The organism is Sphingomonas pruni NBRC 15498 (assembly GCF_001598455.1).
Taxonomy (GTDB): domain Bacteria; phylum Pseudomonadota; class Alphaproteobacteria; order Sphingomonadales; family Sphingomonadaceae; genus Sphingomonas; species Sphingomonas pruni.
In genome coordinates this window covers 1-23,491 of record NZ_BCYZ01000067.1, presented here as the reverse complement: position 1 = coordinate 23,491, position 23,491 = coordinate 1, and the positions used below count along the sequence as shown (strand labels likewise).

Annotated in this window: 21 protein-coding genes; 12 read left to right on the top strand and 9 right to left on the bottom strand. The window is 64.8% G+C overall.

All coding sequences use genetic code 11. The features are described from left to right. Positions 1 to 87: 87 nt before the first annotated feature. From SPR01S_RS16990 to SPR01S_RS16975, 4 genes are all read left to right on the top strand, one after another. Positions 88 to 768 (top strand): spermidine synthase, encoded by a 681-nt coding sequence (locus SPR01S_RS16990; RefSeq protein WP_066591556.1) that lies wholly within the window; start codon positions 88 to 90, stop codon positions 766 to 768. A 110-nt stretch (positions 769 to 878) separates the two neighbouring features. Next, a complete protein-coding gene (locus tag SPR01S_RS16985; RefSeq protein ID WP_066591553.1) occupies positions 879 to 1,637 on the top strand; it encodes a DUF2334 domain-containing protein in 759 nt (252 codons plus the stop codon). Positions 1,638 to 1,693: 56 nt separating this feature from the next. Further along, the gene (locus SPR01S_RS16980; RefSeq protein WP_157082314.1) at positions 1,694 to 2,632 is read left to right on the top strand and encodes a hypothetical protein; all 939 of its coding nucleotides are present in this window, start codon (positions 1,694 to 1,696) and stop codon (positions 2,630 to 2,632) included. Further along, complete coding sequence (locus SPR01S_RS16975; RefSeq protein ID WP_066591542.1) at positions 2,632 to 3,801, top strand: glycosyltransferase; 1,170 nt, start codon at positions 2,632 to 2,634, stop codon at positions 3,799 to 3,801. The genes SPR01S_RS16980 and SPR01S_RS16975 overlap by 1 nt, the downstream gene beginning before the upstream one ends. Before the next feature lie 8 nt (positions 3,802 to 3,809). Here SPR01S_RS16975 and SPR01S_RS16970 read toward each other — a convergent pair whose 3' ends face one another. Then, positions 3,810 to 5,831 carry a hypothetical protein gene (locus SPR01S_RS16970; RefSeq protein WP_066591539.1) on the bottom strand — a complete coding sequence of 674 codons (2,022 nt, stop codon included), beginning with the start codon at positions 5,829 to 5,831 and terminating at the stop codon, positions 3,810 to 3,812. After that, complete coding sequence (locus SPR01S_RS16965; protein ID WP_066591536.1) at positions 5,828 to 7,528, bottom strand: Hsp70 family protein; 1,701 nt, start codon at positions 7,526 to 7,528, stop codon at positions 5,828 to 5,830. Before SPR01S_RS16965 ends, SPR01S_RS16970 begins: the two co-directional genes overlap by 4 nt. A gap of 119 nt (positions 7,529 to 7,647) precedes the next feature. On the opposite strand from SPR01S_RS16965, the gene SPR01S_RS16960 reads away from it, so the two are divergent. Next, positions 7,648 to 11,031 carry a trifunctional glycoside hydrolase family 18/polysaccharide deacetylase/glycosyltransferase family 2 protein gene (locus SPR01S_RS16960; RefSeq protein ID WP_066591533.1) on the top strand — a complete coding sequence of 1,128 codons (3,384 nt, stop codon included), beginning with the start codon at positions 7,648 to 7,650 and terminating at the stop codon, positions 11,029 to 11,031. 161 nt (positions 11,032 to 11,192) lie between these two features. Here SPR01S_RS16960 and soxR read toward each other — a convergent pair whose 3' ends face one another. Then, positions 11,193 to 11,636 (bottom strand): redox-sensitive transcriptional activator SoxR, encoded by a 444-nt coding sequence (gene soxR / locus SPR01S_RS16955; protein ID WP_066591531.1) that lies wholly within the window; start codon positions 11,634 to 11,636, stop codon positions 11,193 to 11,195. Positions 11,637 to 11,741: 105 nt separating this feature from the next. On the opposite strand from soxR, the gene SPR01S_RS16950 reads away from it, so the two are divergent. The 5 genes from SPR01S_RS16950 (at position 11,742) to SPR01S_RS16930 (ending at position 16,078) form a co-directional block, all read left to right on the top strand. After that, complete coding sequence (locus SPR01S_RS16950; protein WP_066591528.1) at positions 11,742 to 12,059, top strand: antibiotic biosynthesis monooxygenase family protein; 318 nt, start codon at positions 11,742 to 11,744, stop codon at positions 12,057 to 12,059. A gap of 31 nt (positions 12,060 to 12,090) precedes the next feature. Beyond that, positions 12,091 to 12,861 (top strand): molybdate ABC transporter substrate-binding protein, encoded by a 771-nt coding sequence (modA, locus tag SPR01S_RS16945; RefSeq protein WP_066591561.1) that lies wholly within the window; start codon positions 12,091 to 12,093, stop codon positions 12,859 to 12,861. Positions 12,862 to 12,973: 112 nt separating this feature from the next. Continuing rightward, entirely contained in the window at positions 12,974 to 13,657 is a 684-nt protein-coding gene (gene modB, locus SPR01S_RS16940; protein ID WP_066591524.1) for a molybdate ABC transporter permease subunit, read from the top strand. Continuing rightward, on the top strand, positions 13,647 to 14,258 hold the full coding sequence (locus tag SPR01S_RS16935; protein ID WP_066591521.1) for an ATP-binding cassette domain-containing protein: 612 nt from the start codon (positions 13,647 to 13,649) through the stop codon (positions 14,256 to 14,258). Before modB ends, SPR01S_RS16935 begins: the two co-directional genes overlap by 11 nt. 62 nt (positions 14,259 to 14,320) lie before the next feature. Next, on the top strand, positions 14,321 to 16,078 hold the full coding sequence (locus SPR01S_RS16930) for a phospholipase D-like domain-containing protein (RefSeq protein ID WP_066591519.1): 1,758 nt from the start codon (positions 14,321 to 14,323) through the stop codon (positions 16,076 to 16,078). Between the two features lie 40 nt (positions 16,079 to 16,118). Here SPR01S_RS16930 and SPR01S_RS16925 read toward each other — a convergent pair whose 3' ends face one another. From SPR01S_RS16925 to SPR01S_RS16905, 5 genes are all read right to left on the bottom strand, one after another. Next, positions 16,119 to 16,622: a DUF1993 domain-containing protein gene (locus SPR01S_RS16925; RefSeq protein WP_066591517.1), complete on the bottom strand. Its 504-nt coding sequence runs from the start codon at positions 16,620 to 16,622 to the stop codon at positions 16,119 to 16,121. A 114-nt stretch (positions 16,623 to 16,736) separates the two neighbouring features. Continuing rightward, positions 16,737 to 17,471 (bottom strand): anti-sigma factor family protein, encoded by a 735-nt coding sequence (locus SPR01S_RS16920; protein ID WP_066591514.1) that lies wholly within the window; start codon positions 17,469 to 17,471, stop codon positions 16,737 to 16,739. Beyond that, positions 17,468 to 18,031, bottom strand: a complete 564-nt coding sequence (locus SPR01S_RS16915) for a sigma-70 family RNA polymerase sigma factor (protein WP_066591512.1) — start codon at positions 18,029 to 18,031, stop codon at positions 17,468 to 17,470. The genes SPR01S_RS16920 and SPR01S_RS16915 overlap by 4 nt, the downstream gene beginning before the upstream one ends. Positions 18,032 to 18,089: 58 nt before the next feature. Then, positions 18,090 to 18,491, bottom strand: coding sequence for a cupredoxin domain-containing protein (locus SPR01S_RS16910; protein WP_218016773.1), 402 nt, complete (start codon positions 18,489 to 18,491; stop codon positions 18,090 to 18,092). A gap of 18 nt (positions 18,492 to 18,509) precedes the next feature. Then, the gene (locus tag SPR01S_RS16905) at positions 18,510 to 19,442 is read right to left on the bottom strand and encodes a metallophosphoesterase family protein (RefSeq protein ID WP_066591509.1); all 933 of its coding nucleotides are present in this window, start codon (positions 19,440 to 19,442) and stop codon (positions 18,510 to 18,512) included. Positions 19,443 to 19,601: 159 nt separating this feature from the next. On the opposite strand from SPR01S_RS16905, the gene SPR01S_RS16900 reads away from it, so the two are divergent. Together SPR01S_RS16900 and SPR01S_RS16895 are read left to right on the top strand one after the other, a co-directional pair. Next, entirely contained in the window at positions 19,602 to 20,243 is a 642-nt protein-coding gene (locus tag SPR01S_RS16900; protein ID WP_157082313.1) for a hypothetical protein, read from the top strand. Then, the gene (locus tag SPR01S_RS16895) at positions 20,240 to 20,722 is read left to right on the top strand and encodes a DUF2846 domain-containing protein (RefSeq protein WP_066591499.1); all 483 of its coding nucleotides are present in this window, start codon (positions 20,240 to 20,242) and stop codon (positions 20,720 to 20,722) included. Before SPR01S_RS16900 ends, SPR01S_RS16895 begins: the two co-directional genes overlap by 4 nt. A 73-nt stretch (positions 20,723 to 20,795) precedes the next feature. On the opposite strand, the gene SPR01S_RS16890 is transcribed toward SPR01S_RS16895, so the two are convergent. Further along, positions 20,796 to 23,096: a TonB-dependent receptor gene (locus tag SPR01S_RS16890; RefSeq protein ID WP_066591496.1), complete on the bottom strand. Its 2,301-nt coding sequence runs from the start codon at positions 23,094 to 23,096 to the stop codon at positions 20,796 to 20,798. Positions 23,097 to 23,491: the final 395 nt, after the last annotated feature.

Sequence of the window (23,491 nt, the reverse complement as noted above, 5' to 3'; positions counted from 1 at the left end):
ACCACCTGCTTGAGGTGTTGCACTTCGTTTGTGAACTCAGACCCGGCACAAGGCCGGGGTGACGAGGATATTCGGAGCCAAAGTACCATGATCCCCCGCGAACTCATCGACGTCGCGCGCATTCCCGGCACCAACGACGAGCTGCGCCTGTTCCGCCGCGGCGCGGACTTCATGATCGTGCTCGACCGCAACGAGCTGATGAACAGCCGGATGAGCGGGTCGGAAGAAGTGCTGGCGACCGCGACTTGCGAACGTCTCGGTGCCCGCAAGGCGCCGCATCTGCTGATCGGCGGCTATGGCATGGGATTCACCTTGCGCGCCGCATTGCGGTCGCTCGGCGCCGACGCCAAGCTGACCGTTGCCGAACTGGTGCCCGAGATCATCGCCTGGGCGCGCGGACCGATGGCCGAACTCGCCGCCGGCTGCCTCGACGATCCGCGCGTCAGCGTCGTCGGCGACGACGTGGCGGCGCTGATCGATAGCGGCCAGGGGCAATACGATGCCATCCTGCTCGATGTCGACAACGGCCCCGACGGCCTTACCCGAGCAAGCAACGGCCGGCTCTATTCGGAACGCGGTCTCGAAGCGGCATGGCGCGCGCTGCGCCCGGGCGGCATCCTGGCCATCTGGTCGGCGGCGCCCGACCCGCGCTTTGCCCGTAAATTCGCCTCGTGCGGCTTCGCGGTGGACGAAGTCGTGACGCGCGCGCGCAGCAACGGCAAGGGGCCGCGGCACGTGCTCTGGTTCGGGACGCGCAGCGCGGCATAACTTCGCACATGCAAAAACCGGCGACGCACTGCGACATTCCTGCACTTGCGGTCCGCCCGAAACGGGCCTAGCGGCGCGCAACCCGACGCGACGCTTTCACTCATCCGCTTATGCCCCGCCCAGAACCCTCTTTGCTGGTTTCGATCCACGACGTCTCCCCCAAGTTCGAGGGGAAGGTCGATCGGCTGGCCGACCTCGTATCGCGCGACATGCCGGCGCCGCGTTATGCGATGCTGGTCGTGCCCGATCACTGGGGCGATTCCGCCATTCGTGCCGGCACCCCCTTTGCCTCGCGGCTGCGGGCGTGGTCGGACGCCGGGGTCGATATGTTCGTCCATGGCTGGTTTCATCTCGACCGCAGCGAGCATGATGGCGCGCTGGCCAAGTTCAAGGCGAAGCGGATGACCGCGGGCGAGGGTGAGTTCCTTGGTCTCGACCATGATACCGCCCGCGCGCGGATGGCCGACGGGCGCAAGCTGATCGAGGACATAATCGGCCGACCGGCGGCCGGATTCATCGCGCCGGCATGGCTCTACGGCGAGGGCGCGCTGCGCGCGCTGGGCGAGGAAGGCTTTGCGCTGGCCGAGGATCACATGAAGGTGTGGCGCCCAACGACCGGCGAGATCGTCGCCAAAGGTCCGGTGATCACCTGGGCCAGCCGCAGCCGCTGGCGCATCGCCTCTTCGCTGGCCGTGGCAACGTTGGCCCGCGCCGCCTTGCCGCGAAAACCGTGGATGAGGGTTGCCGTTCATCCTGGAGACACCAATGTACCGGCACTGACCGACAGTATTGCGCGAACGATTGCCGCTTTGTCGCGCGGCGCGCGTTTTGCCCGATACCGAGAATTCCTGCCGGCCGCGGGGGCGTGAGCGGCCAGAAACCAACACGGGAAAGGGACGGGTAAGGTAGCGATCGGATGAACGACATGTCACGGGCCGTACGCGGAATGGAGGCCGCCACGGTTGCCGATTGGGCAAGAAGCGCGGGGGATCGCGCTGCTGCCCCCTGGCTTCGCTGGACGGGGCCCATCCTCTCGATCGCGATCATTTTCGTCGTTGCACGCTTCCTGGGCCGGGCCGACCTGGCCTCGCTCGGCCAGCTGCTGCCGAAATCGGTCCCTTTCTGGATCGGCATGGCGTTGCTGCTCGCGATCCAACCGATCGCCGACTATGTCATCTTCCGCGGGCTCTGGCCGTTGCCGTTGGGCGGCGGGCTCGTCGCCTTGTTCCGTAAATCGGCCTCGAACGAATTGCTGTTCGGTTATTCGGGCGAGTTGCAATTCTATCTGTGGGCGCGCCGTAACGCGGCGATCCCGGGATCGCCGTTCGGGGCAGTGCGGGACGTCGCGGTGCTGTCGGCACTGGCCGGCAACATCGTCACGCTGGCCTTGCTGTTGGCGGCGATCGCAGTGCCCGGGCCGCTCGAATTCGGCGCGATGAACGCGCACGTTCTGTGGTCGGGCGTGTTCCTGGTCGCGTCTTCGATGGTCGTCATGCTGTTCCGCCATCGCCTGTTCGCGGTGTCGCGTGGGCAATTCTGGCGGATCGCGGCGATCCATACGGCGCGATCGATCGCCGTGACGTTGATGTTCGGATTGCTGTGGGCAATGGTGATGCCCGGTGTGTCGCTGGGCTGGTGGCTGCTGCTGTCGGCCGCGCGCCAATTCGTCACGCGACTGCCGTTCCTGCCCAACAAGGATCTGGTGTTCGCCGGGCTCGCCGCCGGCATGCTCCACGACGTTCCGAATATCGCCGGTACGGTGGCGGTGGTCGCGGGCGTGCTGTTTGCCGGGCAGGTCGTGATCGGGGCGGCGCTCGCCGTTACCGATCTGGTACGCGAAGCCCTGAACGTCGAGGCACGCTGATGCGCATCGTCGACGTCTGCGCGTTCTACACGCCCGCCGGCGGCGGCGTGAAGACCTATGTCGAGCGCAAGCTGCAGGCAGGGCCGCCCGCCGGGCATGAAATCGTCATTCTTGCGCCCGGCGACGAGAACCGGGTCGAGGAAGTCGCGCCGGGGGCGATCATCGCGACGATTGCCGCCGCGCCGTTTCCGCTCGATCGCAATTATCATTATTTCGACGATCAGGACCGGCTTCATGCCGCGCTCGATCAGTGGCGTCCCGACCTGGTCGAGGTGGCCTCGCCCTGGACCAGCGCGTCGATGGTGGGACGGTGGCGTGGCGATGTTCCGCGCGCGCTGATCATGCATTGCGACTTTCTGTCGGCCTATCCCTATCGCTGGCTGCAGGGGATGTTCTCGATCTCGACGATCGACCGCCGGCTCGAATGGTATTGGCGGCATTTGCGCAAGCTCGATCGCCAGTTCGATTTCGTGGTCAGTGCCAGCGACGACCTCACGCAGCGATTGCGCGCCGGCGGTGTGACCAAGGCCCAGACCATCCCGATGGGGGTACAGCCCGGAGTCTTCTCCCCGGATCTGCGCGACGAAGAGTTGCGCCGCGAGATGCTGGAACAATGCGGCCTGCCGCCCGAGGCGACCTTGCTGGTCGGGCTCGGCCGCATGGCGCCGGAGAAGCGCTGGCCAATGATCTGCGAGGCGGTGCTCGCGGCAGGATCGCACCATGCGGTCGGACTGGTCCTGTTCGGTGCCGGACGCGACCGCGCGCGCGTGATCCGCGCCACGCGTGGGTCGCCGCATATCATCGTTGCCCCGGCGATCACCGATCGAGACCGGCTGGCGCGGATGCTGGCCAGTGCCGACGCGTTGATCCATGGTTGCGAAGCGGAGACGTTCTGCATGGTCGCGGCCGAGGGCGCGGCGAGCGGCCTACCGCTGATCCTGCCGGATCGGGGCGGTGCGGCCGACCACCACCGGCCGGGATGCGGCATCCGCTACGCCGCCTGCGACGCGCGCGATCTCGGCGAGCGATTGACCGCCTATCTTGGCGAAGACCTCCAGGCCGAGCGCCGGCGTGCGGCGGCCCTGGCGCCGCGAGTCCGCTTGATGGATGCGCACTTCGACGATCTGTTCGCGGTGTACGAGCGATCGGTCGCCCGTGCGGCGGCCTAAGGCGGCTGTTAGATAAGTTTGAGTAACTTCGCGCCTCGCGTCACAGGCAACGCCAGGAGCGCTTCGATTTCGGCGATCCGAGCTGCGCACTGTTGCTCATTGCTGCCCATCTTTCCGTCGAGCAGCATCGTTACCTGCGACGGTGACGAGCCCGCTCTGGCGGCGATGGCCGAAAGTTCCGCGCGATCCAATTGCGGACCGGTCGATTCTATCGGCTGGGATTTGACATCGGCCCGCTCGAGGATTCGAGCGTAAAGCTCCTTACGTTCTGGGGAGAAGAAGGCCGGTACATCGCCGACTGCGATCCTGCCCGGGCGGCCAAGATAGACGCAATCCGCGGGCGCGCTCAGCGCCAACATCCTGAGGTCGCTCAGCCGCTCCTGTTGATAGTGGATGATCAAATTGTCATCCGCGCTGTTGCGGACGGTTGTGGCGATCCGGTCGAGCAGGAGCTTTCCCGTCTCCCGTTGGAAGTCCGATAGATTCTGCCCTTGATCACGCGCCAGCGTCCATTTGCTATCAAGTAGCGTCGAAAGCGCGGTGTTCTTGTCGCGCAGAACGCCAAGGGTCAGCCCGTTGCCTCCGATCTCAGCCAGCACCGGGTCGATATCGACAGCGCTGTCGGCCATCGTGGCCGAGAGGCCGCTGCGGGAGCCGACCAACGTCGCCGGCGGGCTCGTGAAGCCGCTCGTATTGCCCATCGATTCGCCGAGGCGGCCCAGCAGGGACAACAGGATAAACACGCCGATAGCAATCGCCCATAGGGGGACTCGACCGCCGGATTGTCGCGGAGGGCCCATCGAAGAGCCGTATTTGGCGAGCTTCTTATCCCACATAGCAACCCGGGCCGGATCGAGATCACGTTCTATCAGGGGCTGTTCAGCGCGGATTGACGCTAGCAGACGATACATTGTCGCAGGCTGAACCGAGACGGCTGGGCGCAGCTTGTCGCCCAAGGGTGTGGTAAGTTCGGTCCAGGCAGCGTGGAACGGATGGTCGGGCGCCTGGACGGCGTCGACGAAACGAATGCCACGCGCTCGATCGAGGATATGCGCGATCAGCTCGGGCTGGTCGATTCGCTCTTCGGTCGTGGTCCAGTCGAAGAAATCGATCGCCATCAACACGATGCAGTCCGATCGTGGGGTCGAATAGGCAATTAGCTGCGCGAATTGCGACTCAGCTCCGATCCGGAAGCCGACCAAATCCATTCGCGGATCGGATACCAGGGTCGCGAAATGTCCCCGCGCCGCGACCTTTTGTTCGGGCGTTAGCGGCTGGGCATTCTCATCCTGCGGGAAGAACAACGCGACAAGGTCGTTATAGTGGGCGGAATAGAATTCTGCGTTGTGGTCAATGGTGTCGGACGTGTGAACGCCCGTGGTATGCCCAGTCGCTCCCGAACTGAATATGGGTGACTGACTATCGTCAATGTCGGTAGCTTGCCGATCGCCGAGCGACTGTGCGTGGTCGAGAATCGCCGCGACTGCCGGTAACGTATCGACGCGTGCGGGGCCGAGCCAATTGAAGGCAGGGATTGCCAGCTCGATCAGCGAACGCGACCGTGGCAGGCTGCCCGCGATCAGATGAGCGAGTTGCGCCTCGGCCTGAACACGAAACGCGATCTCGTCCATTCGCGGATCCGTCAGCAGCGCGTTGAAATGCGCTTTGAGCAGCTCGTCGTGCCGAGTCCCGGGATCGACATCGTCGCCGTCCGGAAAAAGCAAACGGGTGAGTTGGGCGACATGGTCTTCATAAGAAGCGGCGGGCACCGTTATCGGGTCTTCTGTCGGCTCGAGCCCCGGTGAGGCTTGATGGGGCGTTTCCGACTTGTCGCGCCTGCCCTGTGCAGCTTCGATAGCGCTGCGGCGAATTAGAAAGATCGCGTGATCGCGTGCCTCTCGCAAGGCAATGTAGGCGCGCGGGTCGGCGTCCATGTCGATCTGCTTGAGCGCGCGCGCATAAGCGGAACGGACGGTGCCGATATCGTTGGTTTCGGCAATCCCTAGAGCGTCCCAGACCGCCGTGCTCACAGGAAACGCTCGCCTTCCAAATGATCAAGCGCAGTCGTGATCTGTTTCCGGGCATGCTCGATCGTGCGCGGGTCCTGCGCGGCCAGTGCCGCCTCGAACTCGAGGATCCATGTGCCGACCAACTCGCGCCGGTCGGCAATGAACGATTCATAACAGCGCGCCGCTCGGGCGAGGACTGCTTGATTGGTCGCGTCGTCGCGAGGGTGGACCTTAAGCTGGGCAAGTACGGCGCGGCGTTGTTCCATCTGCTGATTGGCGATTTTCGCGTCCTCGTCGAAAATGACCAGATTGTAGGTGAGGCCGGTGTCGGGAACGGTGACGTCGACTTCCAGCAACCCGCTAGTGTCATAGCTGAAACGACATTCGACCGTGACGTGGCCAGCGGGCTTGGGCGGCACCGGGATGCGCATCGTTCCCAGCTTGATATTGTGCTTAACCTCTCGTGCTTCGCCTTGGTAAATGTCGAAGACGATAGCCTGCTGATTGTCGCTGATCGTATGATAATAATTGACCCGGCTGGCGGGGATCGGCGTGTTGCGCTCGATGATCGGTGAGAAGATGCCGGTCTGCATCCCGCCGCGGGCGTCGCGCACGGCGTTATTCACACCCAACGTGAAGGGGCAGACGTCGGTCAGCCTGACCTCGTCGAGTGCTTCGTCACGGCTGAGCAGTCCGGCCTGGACCGCCGCACCAAGCGCGATGGCATGGTCGGCGTTGATCGTCGCGTCGGGAAAACGACCGAACATTCTGGTTACCGCGCGACGTACGATCGGCATGCGCGTGGCCCCGCCGACAAGCACGATCTCGCTTAGCGTTTCCGCCATAACGCCACTGTCGCGCAGCGACCGCAGAACCGGATCGCGCAAGCGTGCGACGAGAGGCTCGGCTGCCGCCTCGAACGCCGCGGCGGTGATCTGCACTTTCTCCTGACGGTCCCCGATGGTGATCACGAAATCGGCGCTGTCGTTTTCGCTCAGCGCGCGGCGAGTCCGTTCGGCAGCGGCGCGCTGCAACTCGATTATATTGGGCGAGTTTAGTTCGAGCAGATCTGCGGGAAGCTCCTTCCGCGCCAGGTCGACGACGATTTCATTGAAATCCTCGCCACCCAATCGGTTGTCGCCGGCGGAGGCGCGTACCTCGATAATGCCGTCGAAAATCTCGACGATCGACACGTCGAATGTGCCGCCGCCCAGATCGAACACCAAGAACGGTTCCTTCTCGCCGCGATCTTGAAGACCATAAGCAAGCGCCGCCGCGGTCGGCTCATTGAGTAGGCGACGGACATTGAATCCGGCGAGTTCACCCGCGCGCCGGGTCGCCTTGCGCTGCCGATCGTTAAAATAGGCAGGGACAGTGATCACCGCTTCGGTCACCGGCTCGCCGAGGAACGTTTCAGCGTCAGCCTTGAGGCTGCCAAGAATCAGCGCCGAGAGCTGTTCTGCATCGAACAGGTGACGCCCGAGCTTGGTCCGCTGTTGGGTGCCCATCAGCCGCTTGAACGCGGTTGCGGTGCGCCCCGGGTGCGTTTCGCGCCGGTCACGTGCCGGCAAGCCCACGATCACTTGGTCGTCTTCACCGATGCTGATCGCCGAAGGCGTCAGGAAATCGCCCAAGGCATTGGGAATCAATTGCGCCTCGCCGTCGCGCCAGACCGCGACGGCACTGTTGGTGGTGCCCAGATCAATCCCGACAATCACGCTGATACGCCCCCGAACCAGACGGCCAGAACAGCCGCCAAGTTTTAATGCTGACTTCGACCCGGTAGTGCAAGCACCCACTTGAAGGCAGGCGCGGGCAGTGCCACGACACGCATCCGATGACCGCAGCCGGCGCCCCAATCTTCTATGATCCCTCGGGCCGGCGGCGGCGGCGCTTCGCGCTCGGCGTGGTGGCGTTCATCATGCTGCTGGTGCTGTCTGCGGCAGTGTTCGGCGCCTCGATCGGGATCGTGCCGTCGCAACCGTTGCTGCCGATCAACACCGAGCGACCGCTCCACCGGCTGGCACCCCCGCACGACACCTTGCTCAAGCGCACCACCCGCACCGTGGATTGGTATACGCGCAAGCTGACCGGCGAGACGCGCGCGAAGGAAGCGAAGACTGCCGGAAACGTACCGCTGGCGATCGCCTTTCACGTGCCCTGGGACGGGCAGAGCGCCGAATCGCTGCGCCGGCACATCAACGAACTCGACTGGGTGATCCCCGGCTGGGTCTCGGTCACCGGACCGAAGCATACCATCACCGTGTTCAGCGATACCGCGGGGCGCGCGGTGATCAATGGCGCCGTCCGCCGTCCGCTGGTGTTGCCGATGATCCAGAACGCGATCCAGGGCGAGTTCGATGGGCCCGGCATGGCGGCGATGCTCCACGACCCCAAGCTGCGCAAGGTGTTCCTCGACAAGCTGGAGCCCTGGCTGCTCGCCAACCGCGCGGCGGGCGCCATGTTCGATTTCGAGCAGCTGCCACCGTCCGCGCAACGCGACTATCTGGCGTTCCTCAACGAGGCAAACACCCGGTTCGACCGGCATGGCTGGCTGATAACGATCGCGGTGCCCGTCGGGGACAGGTCCTGGAATCTGCCGGCCTATGCCAAGATCGTCGATCGCATCTTCCTGATGTCGTATGACGAGCACGAGAATTCGGGCGATCCCGGCCCGGTCGCGTCGCAGGCCTGGTTCGCGCGCGCCGTCGCCGACGCGGCACACGGCGTCTCGGCGTCGAAGCTGGTCGTGACGATCGGCAGCTACGGCTATGACTGGTATCCCGGCGGTGCCGATCCGGTCACCGTCGAAGAGGCGTGGCAGATCGCGCGCGATTCGGACGCCATGCCGAGCTTCGATCCCGCCAGCGGCAATTCGGGCTTCTCGTATGAGGAGGACGGCAAGAAGCACGTCGTCTGGTTCCTCGATGCGGCATCGGCCTACAACCAGATCGGCTTTTTGCGGCGCGCCGGCCTGGGCGGCATCGCCTTGTGGCGGCTGGGGTCCGAAGATCCCGGCATCTGGTCGATCTTCGGCCGATCGCATCCGACCCTGCCGCCGGCCAACGTGATGGAAGCGATCCCGAACGGTACCGATGTCGACATCGAAGGCCGCGGCGAAATTCTGAAGGTCGCATCGACCCCCGCCGCCGGACAGCGCAAGGTGACGACCGGGCGCGACGGCAACATCACCGCGGTCAATTTCCTGCAGCTGCCCAGCCAATATATGATCCAGCGGACCGGCTATAGTCCGAACAAGATCGCGCTGACTTTCGACGATGGCCCCGATCCGCAATGGACGCCGCAGATCCTCGACATCCTCAAGCGCTATAATGCGCCGGCAACCTTCTTCATGGTCGGAGAGAACGGCCTGACCGAACGCCGGCTGCTCGAACGGATCGTGCGCGAGGGACATGAGGTCGGCAGCCACACCTACACGCACCCCAATCTCGCCGGCGCCTCGGCGACCGATACCGATATCGAGCTCAATGCCAATCAACGCTTGTTCCAGGCGTTCACCGGGCGCTCGTTGCGCCTGTTCCGCGCGCCGTATTTCGGCGACGCCGAGCCGACCACCGCGGACGAGCTTGGTCCGGTCTACGCCGCGCAGCAGCGCGGCTATATTTCGGTCGGCCTGCATGTCGATGCCGAGGATTGGCAGCGGCCGGGTGTCCAGGCGATCATCGACAATGTCGTGAATGGGGTCGCCAAGCGCGGCACCGGCTGCGCGTCGGGCGACGATTCGCAGTGCAGCCACAATATCGTCCTGCTCCACGATGCGGGCGGCGACCGCCAGCAGACGATCGAGGCGCTGCCGACGATCATCGAGAAACTGCGCGCCATGGGCTTCACCCTGGTGCCGGTGTCCGAGCTTACCGGCCTGTCGCGCGACCAGGCGATGCCGCCGATATCGCCAGGCGACCGGGCTGCGGCCCAGGCCGATCTCTTCCTGTTCGGCACGATCGGTGCGGTGGTCACCGCACTCGGCTGGATATTCCTGTTCGCGATCTCGATCGGGATCCTGCGTGCCGTAATCCTTTCCGCGCTCGCCTTGATCCAGGCGCGGCGCGAGGGGCGCACGATATTCCCGGCGATCGATCCCGACCGCTTCGTGACGGTGATGATCCCAGCCTATAATGAGGAAGCGGTGATCGAACGGTCGATCCGGACCGTGCTCGCCTCGACCGATGTCAGGATCGAAGTCATCGTGATCGACGACGGTTCCAAGGACCGCACCAGCGCAATCGTGCGCGACGCTTTCGCCGAGGATCCCAGAGTTCGCCTGCTGACGCTAGAAAACGGCGGCAAGGCGCGGGCGCTCAACCGGGGGCTTGAGCTGGCGACCGGAGAGATCGTCATCGCGCTCGACGCCGACACCCAGTTCGAACCGACCACGATCGCGCGACTGGCGCGCTGGTTCGGCGACCCGCAATTGGGCGCGGTGGCGGGCAATGCCAAGGTCGGCAACCGGGTCAATCTGATCACCAAATGGCAGGCGCTCGAATATATCACGGCGCAGAATCTCGAGCGCCGCGCGCTCGCCAGCCTCAATGCGATGACGGTGGTGCCGGGCGCGGTCGGGGCGTGGCGGCTCGAGGCGGTCCGCTCGGTCGGCGGCTATCCCGACGACACGCTGGCCGAGGATCAGGATCTGACGATCGCGATCCAGCGCGCCGGATGGAAAGTCCATTACGACCAATTCGCCGTCGCCTGGACCGAAAGCCCAGAGAGCTTCAAAGGCCTCGCCAAACAGCGGTTCCGCTGGGCCTATGGCACGCTGCAATGTCTGTGGAAGCACGGCACGATCATTGGCCGTGGCAAGCCGCGCGGACTGGCCTGGATCGGCCTGCCCCAGGCGATCCTGTTCCAGATCGTACTCGCCGCGATCAGCCCGATCATCGACCTCGCGCTGATCGTCAGCTTCGCCCTGACCTGGCTCGCCGTCGAACAGCATGGCTGGGCTCAGACCCAGCATAGTGTCGAGAAGATGCTGGCTTATTGGCTGATCTTCACCGCGATCGACCTGCTCTCGGCCATCGTCGCCTTCGCGCTCGAACGGCGTGAGAAATGGTCGCTGCTATGGCTGCTGATCCCACAGCGGATCGGTTACCGCCAGGTGATGTATTATGTCGTGTTGAAAGCGATCACCCAGGCGCTGCGCGGCCCGCTCGTCGGCTGGGGCAAATTGCAGCGCACCGGACGTGTGCAGGCGGCGAATTAAAGCCGGATCCAGCCGCAGCGAACAGGCCTCCCCGGCGAAGGCCGGGGCCCAGCTGCCACGTCCTCGCACCGGCGGGATGCCATCTCACATTCTTTGATACTGGGCCCCGGCCTTCGCCGGGGAGGCGTAATGAGAACAGAGCGTCCAGTGCCTGACGCCCTTCAGCCTGCGATCAGTCGTGCGCCGCTCGCATCCTTGCCGAGCCGGTCGGCCGGGTTGCGCAACGGACAGTCCTCCATCGACAGGCAGCCGCAGCCGATGCAGCTGCCGAGTTGGTCGCGGAGCGCAGTCAGCTGCGCGATGCGATGGTCGAGATCGTCCCGCCATGCCGCCGACATGCGCCGCCAATCCTCGCCCGAGACCGGGCGATCGACTGGGAGCTTGTCGAGCGCCGCCTTGATTGCGCCGAGCGGGATACCGGTGCGTTGCGCGATCTTGATCACCGCCACCCGGCGCAGCACGCCGCGGCGAAACCGGCGCTGATTGCCGCCCGATCGCTCGGCGCGGATCAGCCCTTTGGCTTCGTAGAAATGGAGCGTCGAGACCGCCACGCCGCTGCGCCGCGCGACCTCTCCGACCGACAGCATCGCGGGAATGTCCAGCATGCGAAAACTCCTTGACCTGAACCAAGCTTGAGGTTGCATAGGCGTGTCTCGTGGCGTCGACAATCGCTTCGGCGCCGGGTTCACGACCATCAGGAGACATCGTCCGTGCCTACCGCCCCCTTCTACCGCGTCGACAAGTTCATCGTGCCGGATGCGGCGCGCCAGGCGTTCATCGACGCGGTCGACGAAACCGACGCCGTGATGCGCACGCAACCCGGTTTCGTCCGCCACGACCTGCTCGAACAGGTCGGTGGGCCCGGCGAGTATAATTTCGTCACCGTCGCCGAATGGGAGAGCGACGAGGTGATTCCCGTCGTCGCCGCCGCCATCGCACGCCATCAGGCCAAGCGGCGGTTCGATCGCAATGCCTTTTTCGCCGAACATGGAATTCGCGCCGACATCGCGACCTATCGCGTGCTTTGAGGCGTCCGCCGCGCGGTGTATGCGCGACGACATGATCCATCCATTCACGCGCCGTTTCGTCCTCGCCGGATTGGCCGCGTTGGCGATCGGTGCGGCGCCGTCTGGCCAGGCGCCGATCGTATTGGCCGCGGCGAGCCTGCAGGAATCGCTAAGTGCGGCGGCGGATGCCTGGGCAAAGGCGGGCCATGCACGGCCGGTGATCTCGTTCGCCGCATCCTCCACCTTGGCGCGGCAGGCCGAGGCGGGCGCACCGGGCGACCTGTTCTTCTCGGCCGATGAAGACTGGATGTACGCGCTGGCGGCTAAAGGGTTGCTCGCAACGGGGACGCGCGCCGATCTTGTCGGCAACCGGCTGGTCGTGGTCGAGCCTGCAGGACGGCATTCTTCGATTCCGACGAGCGGCGCCCGTCTCGCGCGGGTGCTGGGTGCCGGCCCGCTGGCGATGGCAGATCCGGACAGCGTGCCTGCAGGCAAATACGGCAAGACGGCGCTGGAGAAGCTTGGCGCCTGGGCCGCGGTCGCCCCGAAAGTGGTGCGCGCGGAAAATGTGCGTGCTGCCCTGGCGCTGGTCGAGCGCGGTGCGGCGCCGTTCGGGATCGTCTATCTGACCGACGCCAAGGCGTCGTCGAAAGTGCGCGTTGCGGGCGTGTTTCCGCCGACCAGCCATCCGCCGATCCTGTATCCGGTCGCCCGGCTGGCGCGATCGACCAACCCGGAGGCCGAGCGATTCCGCCGTTTCCTGCTCTCACCGCGCGGCCGCGCGATCTTCGCGCGGTTTGGCTTTGGGGCGCCTGCAAAGTGATCGCCCCACGCCGTCATGCCGGGCTTGTCCTGGCATCCAACGTGCAACAACGGCTAGATTCCGTTGTGGAGGGTTGGACCCCGGAACAAGTCCGGGGTGACGATGAAATGGAATGCACGGTTTGACCGCTGAGGAATGGGAAATTGTCGCCCTGTCGCTACGCGTCGGCGTCGTCGCGACGCTTGCGGCTCTGCCGGTCGCTTTCGCCATCGCCTGGCTGCTCGCGCGCGGCCGCTTTCCGGGCAAGATCCTGATCGAGGCGATCGTCTATCTGCCGCTGGTCGTGCCGCCGGTCGTCACCGGCTGGTTCCTGCTGGTTGCCTTCGCGCCTGGCGGGCCATTCGGGTTCTTGAGCAATGGCGTGTTGTTCCGCTGGACCGGTGCCGCCATCGCTGCAGGAATCATGGCGCTGCCGCTGATGGTGCGCGCGATCCGGCTGTCGATCGAGGCGGTCGACCGCCGGCTCGAGGGCGCCGCGCGGACTTTGGGGGCGGGGCCGTGGCGCGTTTTCTGGACGATCACCTTGCCGTTGAGCCTGCCCGGCCTGCTGGCCGGCACCGTGCTCGGCTTCGCCCGCTCGCTGGGCGAATTCGGCGCGACGATCACATTCGTCTCCAACGTGCCGGGCCAGACCCAGACCTTGCCGCTGGCGATCTACGCGGCGCTGCAACGCCCCGACGGCGACGCGATCGCGCTGCGGCTGTCGGCGCTCTCGGTCGCGGTGGCGCTGGCCGCCCTGGTCGCTTCGGAATTGCTCGCGCGGCGGATGCGCGCGGCGATGGTCCATGGGGTTTGATCTCCACGTCTCGAAGCGGCTCGGCGATGCCGAGATCGCGCTGCGGCTGGAGGCCGGCGACGGGCTGACCGTGCTGTTCGGTCCGTCGGGCGCGGGCAAGACCAGCGTGCTCCACATGGTGGCGGGGCTGCTGCGGCCCGATCGCGGTCATATCCGGGTCGGTGGGGTCGAACTGTTCGGAGATGGGATCGACGTTCCGCCCGAACGGCGGCGCGCGGGCTACGTCTTTCAGGAGGCGCGGCTGTTCCCGCACCTGAAAGTCGCGGCAAACCTGCGCTACGGCGCGGGGCGGAATGCAGCGATCGAGGAGGTCGCGCAATTGCTCGACATCGCGCATTTGCTCGACCGCTGGCCGCGGACGCTGTCAGGCGGGGAGGCGAAGCGGGTCGCGATCGGCCGCGCCTTGCTGAGCGATCCCGCCTTCCTGCTGCTCGACGAACCGACCGCCTCGCTCGATCGCGGTCGCGCGCAAGAAGTGGAACGCGCGATCCTCGATATTCGCGATCGGCTGCGCTTGCCGATCCTGATGGTGACCCATGACCGAGCGCAGGCGGAGCGGCTGGCGACGACGATGGTCGAGATCGATCCGATGCGGACATGAATTCGCGGGTCTGTCATCACACGATGCGATAAAACGCATCTCACTTGGCAGGGGGCGACGCGATGGACAGCACCAGCAAGGACGGATTTCACCTGAAATTGTGGCGCGGCGAACGCATGTGCCTGATCGGCATGGACGTCGAAGCGCCGGAACCCGATTTCGTCGGCTTCGCGATCGAAGTCCTCCATCCGGGTGCGGCCGAATTCACGCCGCTGCGCAATCGCCTGGCCTTTTCCTATCCCGAAGGAAGCAAGGTCAATGGCGACGTCCAATTCCTCTCGACCGAGGCGCCGTTTCAGAAGTTCCGCTGGGTGCATTTCCCCTATGATCCGATCGACGGGCTCTATTCCTATCGCGTGACCAAGATGCACATGCCGGCGGACGGGTCGCTGGTTGCGGGAACGCAACTGGTCGCGAACATCAACCTCAACCCCATCACGCATCCCGGTTTTCTCGATATCGGATTCACCCGCGCGTTCGCCTCGTCGCAGGCCTATCGCGACAAGTTCGGGAATCGCGACGACATCCTGCCGGCGACCAATGCCGCCGGCCTCGATTTCGCGCCGCCGTTCGACCCGGCAAGTCCGAGCGACGACAATCCCTATACCTGGCTCGGCTTCGAAGCGGCGGCGATCGTGCAATCCTTGGTCGATGAAGCGGTCGCGGACGCGACGCTGACCGTGGATTTCTTTGCCTATGACCTTAATCTCGGCTGGCTGGTCGACCGCCTCGAGAAGTTGGGATCGCGGTTGCGCGCGGTGATCGACGACAGTCCCAAGGATCACAATCAGCCCGCAGGGGCTGAAGGGAAGGCATCCGCGCGGCTATCGGCGAGCACCGGTGGCCAAGTCGTCCGGATGCATTTCAATGGGTTGCAGCACAACAAGGTGATCATCGTACGGCGCAACGGGGTGGCCCAACGCGTGCTGCTCGGATCGACCAACTTCAGCTATCGCGGCTTCTACATCCAAGCCAACAATGCGTTGCTGTTCAGCGATCCCGCCATCGCCGGGCTGTTCGGTGATTATTTCGATGCCGCCTTCCGTCAGCCGGAAACCTTCTCGGCATCCGAGATGGCGCGCAAATGGTACGCCTTCACGACGCCGGGCAGGCCAGTCGTCCAGATCGCGCTGTCGCCGCATGCCGATAAGGAGATAGGGCTGTCGCCGGTCGGCGCGGCGATCGATCAGGCGACGTCGTCGGTGTTCTTCTCGATCGCCTTTCTCAACCAGACCAAGAGCGGGTCGGTGCGGACGGCGATCGACCGTCTCGCGACACGGCCGGTGTTCAGCTACGGCGTGGTCGACAAGGCGAGCGCCGACCCCAAGCCCGGAGCCGAGGCCAAGCCGAGCAGGCTCGATGTCTACAAGCCCGACGGGACGATCGGCGTGGTCGACTTCGGCTATCTCGCCAAGAACGCGCCGCCGCCATTCGGGGCCGAATGGCAGGGCGGCAAAGGCATCAACCTGCACAACAAGTTCGTCGTCACCGATTTCGGCCTGCCGACGGCCAAGGTCTTCACCGGATCGTCCAACCTCTCGCCGAGCGGCGAGGGCGGCAATGGCGACCATCTGGTCATGATCCAGGACCCGATCGTCGCCACCGCCTATGCGATCGAGGCGGTGCGCCTATTTGACCATCTGCATTTCCGCTCGAAGATGAAGGATGCGAAGGTCAAGCCGAAAGGCGCCAAAGCCGACGCAGCGACGCCCCTTACGCTCGCCAAGCCGACCGCGCTGAGCGGAAAGCCGGCCTGGTTCGAACGCTATTATCGCGCCGATAGCCAATATCTGCGCGACCGGCTGTTGTTCGGACACTGACGGCCGGCGCCAAGCGGGCACCGGCCGCCTTCCGCGGCGGTCAGCCGCCCAGAAAGTCCATCTTGCCGATCGGTACGCCCTTCATGCGAAGCAGGGCATAGGCGGTCGTGACGTGGAAATAGAAATTGGGGTGGACGAACCCGATCAGGAAATCGCGCCCGGGAAACTTGAACTCGCCATTGGGGAATTTGAGCACGACCTCGGCATCTTCCTTGCCGTTGATCGCCTCGGCGGACACCGACTTCACGAAGTCGATCGTCTTGGCGATGCGCGCCTTGACCTCGTCGAAGCTCGCTTCATTGTCCTCCATCACGACATTCTCGACGCCGCCCAGCCGAACCATGCAGCCCTTGGCCGAATCGCTCGCGCGCTGGATCTGCGAGATGAAATTGCCCATGTCCTCGATCAGCCGCGCGTCGAGCAATTCCTGCTCGTCGATTCCCTTTTCGGCGGCGAAGGTGCGGGCCTTGTCGATGATCTTGTCGAGATTGGTCAGCGCGCGCACGAAGACAGGCGCGGTAAGGGCGTAAAGTTCGGTAGCCACTGGATTCTCCCCTAGAGAAACGGACTGCCGATCGGCGTCCGCGGGGAGGACATAAGACCTCAGTTGCAAATGAAAACCCGTCTCGACCAGGTTTTTTACCGTTTCGCCAAAAATTCAGCGCGTGGCGGCAACGAACGCCGAACGGAACTGATCGAGATCGCCCGCGGCGACGTCCGACACCGCCCAGAAATCGAGATCGCCTTGGCGCCAATGGACGAGCGTGTAGCCGTCCGTCGCCATCGTCTCGCCCGCCGGTGCCTTGCCCGCCGGCCAGGCGAAGACGTTGATCGTGTGGAGGTTGCGGCGATAGACGATCGCCGGAACGACGCGGCCGCCGATATAATCGAGCCGCCCGCCGACCAGCGGGAAACCTGCGGCTTTGAGGTCGGGGGTTGGCGGCGAGAAGTCGATCTTGCCGTTGAACCACGGCTTGACGACGTGGCGGTCGGAGGTCGGGATGTCGACCAGATGATCGGCGAGCAGCGAGCGGACATGGCTTGCGACCATCTGCTGCTCGAGCCCGCTCGTCGCCGATTGCTGCGGAATGCCGAGCGTCAGCGCCAGCCCCGCTGCGATCGCCCCGCCGGCGCCCCAGCCGAGCCGCGCGGGCCATGGATTGGCGGTATGCGGGGCGGCGGGCAGCGCGGCGTCGATACGGTCGCGCAGGCTCGCAGGCGCAGGCTGTCGCAATGCCGGGTCGGCCATAATCTGGTGGAGGTCTTTCAATTGCTCGAACTCGGCCGCGCAATCGGGGCAGGTGCGCAAATGCGCCTCGACCGCCGCGACATTGGCGGCGTCGAGCTCGTCGTCGAGCAAGGCGTGGAGCAGCATCGGGTCGGGACAGGTCATGCCTGGCGCTCCTGTTGTCCGGCGGCGCGGGCCGGAAGCAACAGCTTCGCCAGCATCTCGCGGGCGCGCGCCAGCCGCGACATCACCGTGCCGATCGGCACGCCGGTCACCGACGCTATCTCGCGATACGACATGTCTTCCATCTCGCGCAGGATCAGCGTTTCGCGGAAAGGTTCTGGCAAAGCGGCGATCACTCCGCGCACCGTATCGACCTCGCGCGCACGGGCCAGCGATTCCTCCGGCGTGTCGCTCTCCGCCGGAACCGCGGCGATGGCTTCGGACTGCGCTTCGGACAAGCTAGCATCGGATACGACGACGCGCTCGCGCCTGATCTGTTCGCCGACCCTGTCGCGCCAGCAATTGCGCAGGATCGCGAACAGCCAGGCGCGAGGCGGTCCGCCGCGATAGGTCTCGAACGACCGGAACGCGCGCAGGAACGCTTCCTGCACCACGTCCTCGGCGACGCCGGCGTCGTTGGTCAGGTAGCGCGCCAGGTTATAGGCCGCGTCGAGGTGCGGCAGCATCAACTCGCGAAAGCGCAGCTCGGGACCGGGCTTCATGTCCCGACCGCCGACCAGTCTTGGGCGAAAGCCGCCGATCACCTTTACGCTCCCCGTCTCAGCGCGCCGTGACGGTCACTTTGCCCGTCATCATCGGATGGAGCGAGCAGAAATAGGCGACTTGACCCGGCTTGGTGAAGGTGAAGCTGAACGACTGGCCGGTGTCGAGCACCTTCGAACGGAAGCTCTTGTCGGTCGCCACCACGGTATGCGGGATATCGTCATCATTGGTCCAGGTGATGGTCTGGCCTACCTTCACTGTCGCCATCTTCGGGCCGAAGGTGAAGTTGGAAATATGGACCGCGACCGGCCCGGCAGCAACTGCCGGGCCTGTGGGGCGGGCGGACAAGGTCTTGCCCCGGGCCGATGCCGCGACAGGGGGATTGGCGCGGCCCGAGGCAAGCGAGGTCGTGACCGCCGCGACAGGAATGAGGACGGCAATCATCAAACGGGAGTGCATCTCAAATCTCCAAAGGTTCTAAGCGAGGGTAGAATCGATCAGCGCGATCCGCTGATCGCCGCGGCGGAAGGTCACGTCGGTGATGCCGAGCATCGAGCGGAGCTGGCCTGGCGGCACGACTTGCGGGCCGGGCGAGGGGGCGGTGCCCGGCGCCGGCTGGGGAAAGGCGGTCGAGCGGGCGGTGTGGAAGGTCATCCGGCCTTCGACCTTCTGCACGATCTGGTGGATATGACCGTTGAGGATCGTCACCGATCCGAAGCGCTTGAGCAGCGCCAGTGCCGCCTGCGCGTCGCCGGTGCCCCAACCCCATTGCTCGTAGACCGTCCAGAGCGGGATATGCGCGAACACCACGATCGGCGTGGACGCACTGCGCCCAGCCAGGTCGGCCTTGAGCCAGGCGAGTTGCGCGGCGCCGAGATTGCCCATGCCGCCGGGCTTGAGGTCGGCGACGTTGACCAGCGCGACGAAATGCACGCCCTGATGGTCGAAGCTGAACCAGCCGGCGCCCTTGCTGCCCTTGCCATAGCGGCTCAGGAACGCCTTGCCGCCGCCTTCGTCGACCATGTCGTGCTCGCCGGGCACGAAGAAAGCGGGAATGCCCGTCTCGCTCAGGATCTGGTCGGCGTAGTCGAATTCGTCGTCGCGCGACAATTGGGTGATGTCGCCGGTGTGGATGATGAAGTCGGGCTTGACCGTAAGCGCCTTCACCTTGGCGATCGCCTCGCGATAGGTGGCGCGCGCATCGGGATTGGCCGCCTTGTCGAAGCCGATATGGCTGTCGCTGAGCTGAAGGAATGTGAAGTCGACCGCCGACGCAGCGCCGGGGCCCGCGCCGTCCAGGATGGCGCTGCGAGCGATGCCGGCGTTCAGCGCGTAGAGCGCGCCGGTGCCCGCCCACGCCATGCACTTCAACGCCTCTCGGCGGTCGGGGAATCGTGGATCATCGGTCATGCCTTGGTGCCTTTCGAACGGGGTCGATGGCCAAGACGGCGGCAGTTGGACGGTTATTCCCGCGGCGATCGAAAAATTCGTCGCGCGCGAATTTTGTGCCGGCCGTCGCTTGCGTAGCCCGCGCCGCGGCGACAAGATGGCGCGTACAGGGGGGGGCGCATGAAAATTGGAGTCGTGCTGTGTGCCGTGGTGTTCGCCACGGCGGCGGGTCAGGGCATGGCGCAGACTACGCCGCAAAGCGAGCCGGCCGCCACGCCGGCCAATCCTCCATCAGTCCCGCTGCCTGCGACGGCCGCGCCGCCAGTACGTGGGGTGGCGGCGATGACGCCGGTCGAGATCGAGGTAGCCGCGCCGCTTAATTCGAAGACTAGCCGAATCGGCGAAACCTTTCCGATCCGGCTCCTCTCGCCCGTGCTGGACGGCAATGGCAGAATCATTTTGCCCTCGGGAACCCTGGGGCAGGGCGAAGTGATCCACGCCGCGAAAGCGCGGGGAATGGGCAAGGCCGGAGAGATGATCCTGGCGGCGCGTTACCTGCAATGCGGCGATACGCGGATTCCGCTGGGCCATTTCAAATTTGCGGTGCGCGGCAAGGATAACAGCACCAATGCGGCGGTCGCCATGGCTGTCGCGGGGCCGTTTCTCGCTTTCATGAGCGGTGGCGAAGTGAACGTGCCTAACGGGGCACATGCAGATGCCAAGATTACGGCCGATGTCGCGATTCCGGAATCGGTTACCGCGCAATGCGGCGGGACGCCGCCCGTAACCATCACTCCAATGGCAGGAAAGGGGAGCCAATGAACAAGAAGATTATAGCGATCGCGCTGGCAGCGGGCGCTATCACGATCGGGACGGGTGTCGCGATTGCTGACGACGGTCCGGCAATCACCACCAAGTCGGGCACGCTGGGCCAGCCGGCCGCGGGCATGGGTCAGGTCGTTTTCTTCCGTCCCGGATCGATCATGGGCGCCGCCCTGGGCTGCACCGTGCATGAGGACGACAAGGAAATCGCGCGGCTTGGCTCAGGGAAATATTACGTCGTCAACGCGACGCCAGGTAAACATCTCTATTTCACCAAGGGCGAGGCGACCGACAAGCTGAACCTCGAAGTCGAAACCGGCGAAACCTATTTCGTCCGCTGCAATATCGGTGCGGGCATCATGGCGGGCCGCGCCAACTTGTCGCCGTCGGATCAGGCAACCTTCGCCAAGAAGGCCAAGGGCCTCACTCTATGGGCTGGTAAGAAGGACGACAAGGACGACAAGAAGGGCGACAAATAAGATCGCCGGATAAAAAAAGAGACCCGGCCGCCCGGATCGCTCCGGGCCGCCGGGTCTGTCGTCACTCTTTAGTTCAGAACTTGACCCGGAACGCGCCGCCGATGATCCGCGGCTCGCTGATCATGCCGGTGAGATTGTTGAAGTCGATCGCGCTGATCGCGCGGAACTGGTTGGTGATGTTCCGGGCGAACGCGCTCACTTCGTAACGCGGCATCGAATAAGCGATCTTCAGGCCGCCTTCGAGCATCGGCCGCCCGCGGAACTCCTTCGCTTCATAGAGGAAGTAGTTGATGCTGCTGCGATAGGCCCAGTCGGTATAGGCATAGATTTCGCGGCCGTCGCCGAGCGGGATCGAGTAGCGCGCGGTCCAGTTCGCCACCCAGCGCGGCGCCTGGGGCAAGCGATTGCCGTCAATGATCGCCTGGCCCGGGCTCGCCAGCGGATCGGTCACGGTGCACAACGACCCGCACACGCCGACGGTGATGCTCGGGTCCTGGATCTCGGTGAAATTGTAGCTGCCGCTCGCGGTCAGCGTCAGCTGCGGGATCGGACGCATATCGAGTTCGGCCTCGACGCCATAGCCGATCGCGCGCTTGGCGTTGAGCAGGCGCGCCGAGTTGGACAAGCCGCCGACCGCGGTGATCTGCAGGTCGTTGGTGCGCCACCAATAGCCGTCGACCGAGAAGCGGACGGTGCGATCGGCGGTCTCACCCTTGATGCCTGCTTCGCCCGATAAGGTGGTCTGCTTGCCGGCAGTGGTCTGCCGGCTGCCGAACGTCACGCGGTCCTGGATCGCCGGGCCGAGATAGCCGGTCGCGGCGCGGGCATAGAGATTGACCTGCGGCGACACGGCATAGGTGGCGCTGACGTCCCAGGTGAAATCGCCGCCGCTCACCTTGGCGCGGCTTGGCAGTACGGCGCCGAAAAGATTGGGCGAATAGCCGGTGATCAGGTCTTCCTTGTGGTCGTGCGAATAGCGCCCGCCCGCGCGCAACGTCAGCTTGTCGACCGGTTTGTATTCGACCGAGGCGAACGCGCCCCAATTCTCGTTCTTGTTGTCGTGAAACAGGTCCTGATCGAGGTTCGCCGCGCGGCTGCCGGTCGGCGGGAACGTATAGTCATATTCGTGATATTTGAGCGTCTGGTGGAAATAATAGAGACCACCCTGGACGCGGAATCCGTTGAACTCGTCGCTGACGAACCGAAGCTCCTGGCTGAATTCCGCCGGCCGGGTAATGCCGCCGGTATTGTCGGGGAACAGAGCGTTGTTCAGCCCGAGCGCGGGAAAGACGTAGTTGTTGCCGCCGTCGATATCGCCGGTGCTCTCTACCTTCGCCTTCTCATAGGCGGTAACCGAATAGAGCGTGCCCGCGCCGTCGAAATGGTAGTCGAGCCGCAGATTGGTGCCCCATTGCGTCATGCTCTGGCTCGTATAGCCGTCGAGCGCGACCTTGCTCGGATCGAAGCCGGGCGAGAAATCGTTGCTGCCCTGCTTGAACAGGCCGGCGCGGAACACGCGCGGCGTGCCGTCGAGATCGCGGACGTGGAAGTTGAGCAGCGCGTTGAAATTGCCGCTCGAATAGCCGAGCTGGAACCGGCCGGCGAGGTCGCGATACCCCTCCAATTTCTTGTCAGCAAAGCCGGTGGTCGAGGTGTTGGTCACCCAATTATCGCGCCGCTGGAGCAGGCCAGAGGCGCGGAAGGCGAAACCGCCGCCCAGCGGCAAGTTGAGCGCGGCTTCGGCGTTGACCGTGTTGAACGTGCCCCAACTCGCGCTGGCATAGCCGCCGACCTTGTCGTCGGTCGGCTTGGCGGAATCGAGCTTGATCACGCCGGCGGGCGTGTTGCGGCCGAACAGGGTGCCCTGTGGCCCGCGCAGCACTTCTACCGACTTGAGATCGAATACCGGGAACGACTTGAGCATCGCGTTTTCGAGCGCGACGTCGTCATAGACCACCGACACCGGCTGCGCGGCGTTGGGATCGAAATCGGTATTGCCGAGGCCGCGGATATAGAAGCGTGGGAAGGTGCGGCCGAACGACGATTCCGCCTGAAGGCTGGGCGTGCGCGACGACAGGAAGCGGATGTCGAGCCCGCCCGAGTTGATCACGGCGAGCTTCTCGCCGGTGATCGCTGTGACCGCGACGGGCACGTTCTTCGACGATTCCGATACACGCGTCGCAGTGACGACGATATCGCCCAGGCCCTTGTCCTCGGACGTGGCGGCGTCGTCCTGCGGCGCGGCGTCAGGGGTGGCGGCGGGCTTGGGCTCGTCGCTCTTCGCGGCGGCGGGCGTGACGGCGATCAGGAACAGGGCGGGCGCGGTGCCGGCTAGCAAGAGGCGCGTGAGCGCTCGGTTGGGCTTTGAGGTCATGAAATCCCCTTGGAGTCGAAGGTCGGCATTCCCCGCCACGATCGAATCCGTGTGTCCCGGATCTTGCACAAAGTCGTAACATGGCCGTCATGGCCCCAAAAGGCGGAGTTGCGGCCGGAATGGCGGTGGCAGCGAGAATAGCTGAGTTGTGATGCGGCCGTGCAACATTAACGACGGGCAAAAAAACCGCCGCCCGGATTGCTCTGGGCGGCGGTTGTCTTTTCGGCTGATGGGGTGCGGAGTGGCCTAGAAGGCCGCCATCACCGCTGGTCCATGGCCACCATCATGCCACAACCCGGAGAGCATGGCGCCGTGATCGATCGCCTGGAGGTCGGAGGTTGCCGGAGCCGCGGCGCGAGCGGTGAGGGCGGTGACCGCGGCCGAGCTCCCGGCGA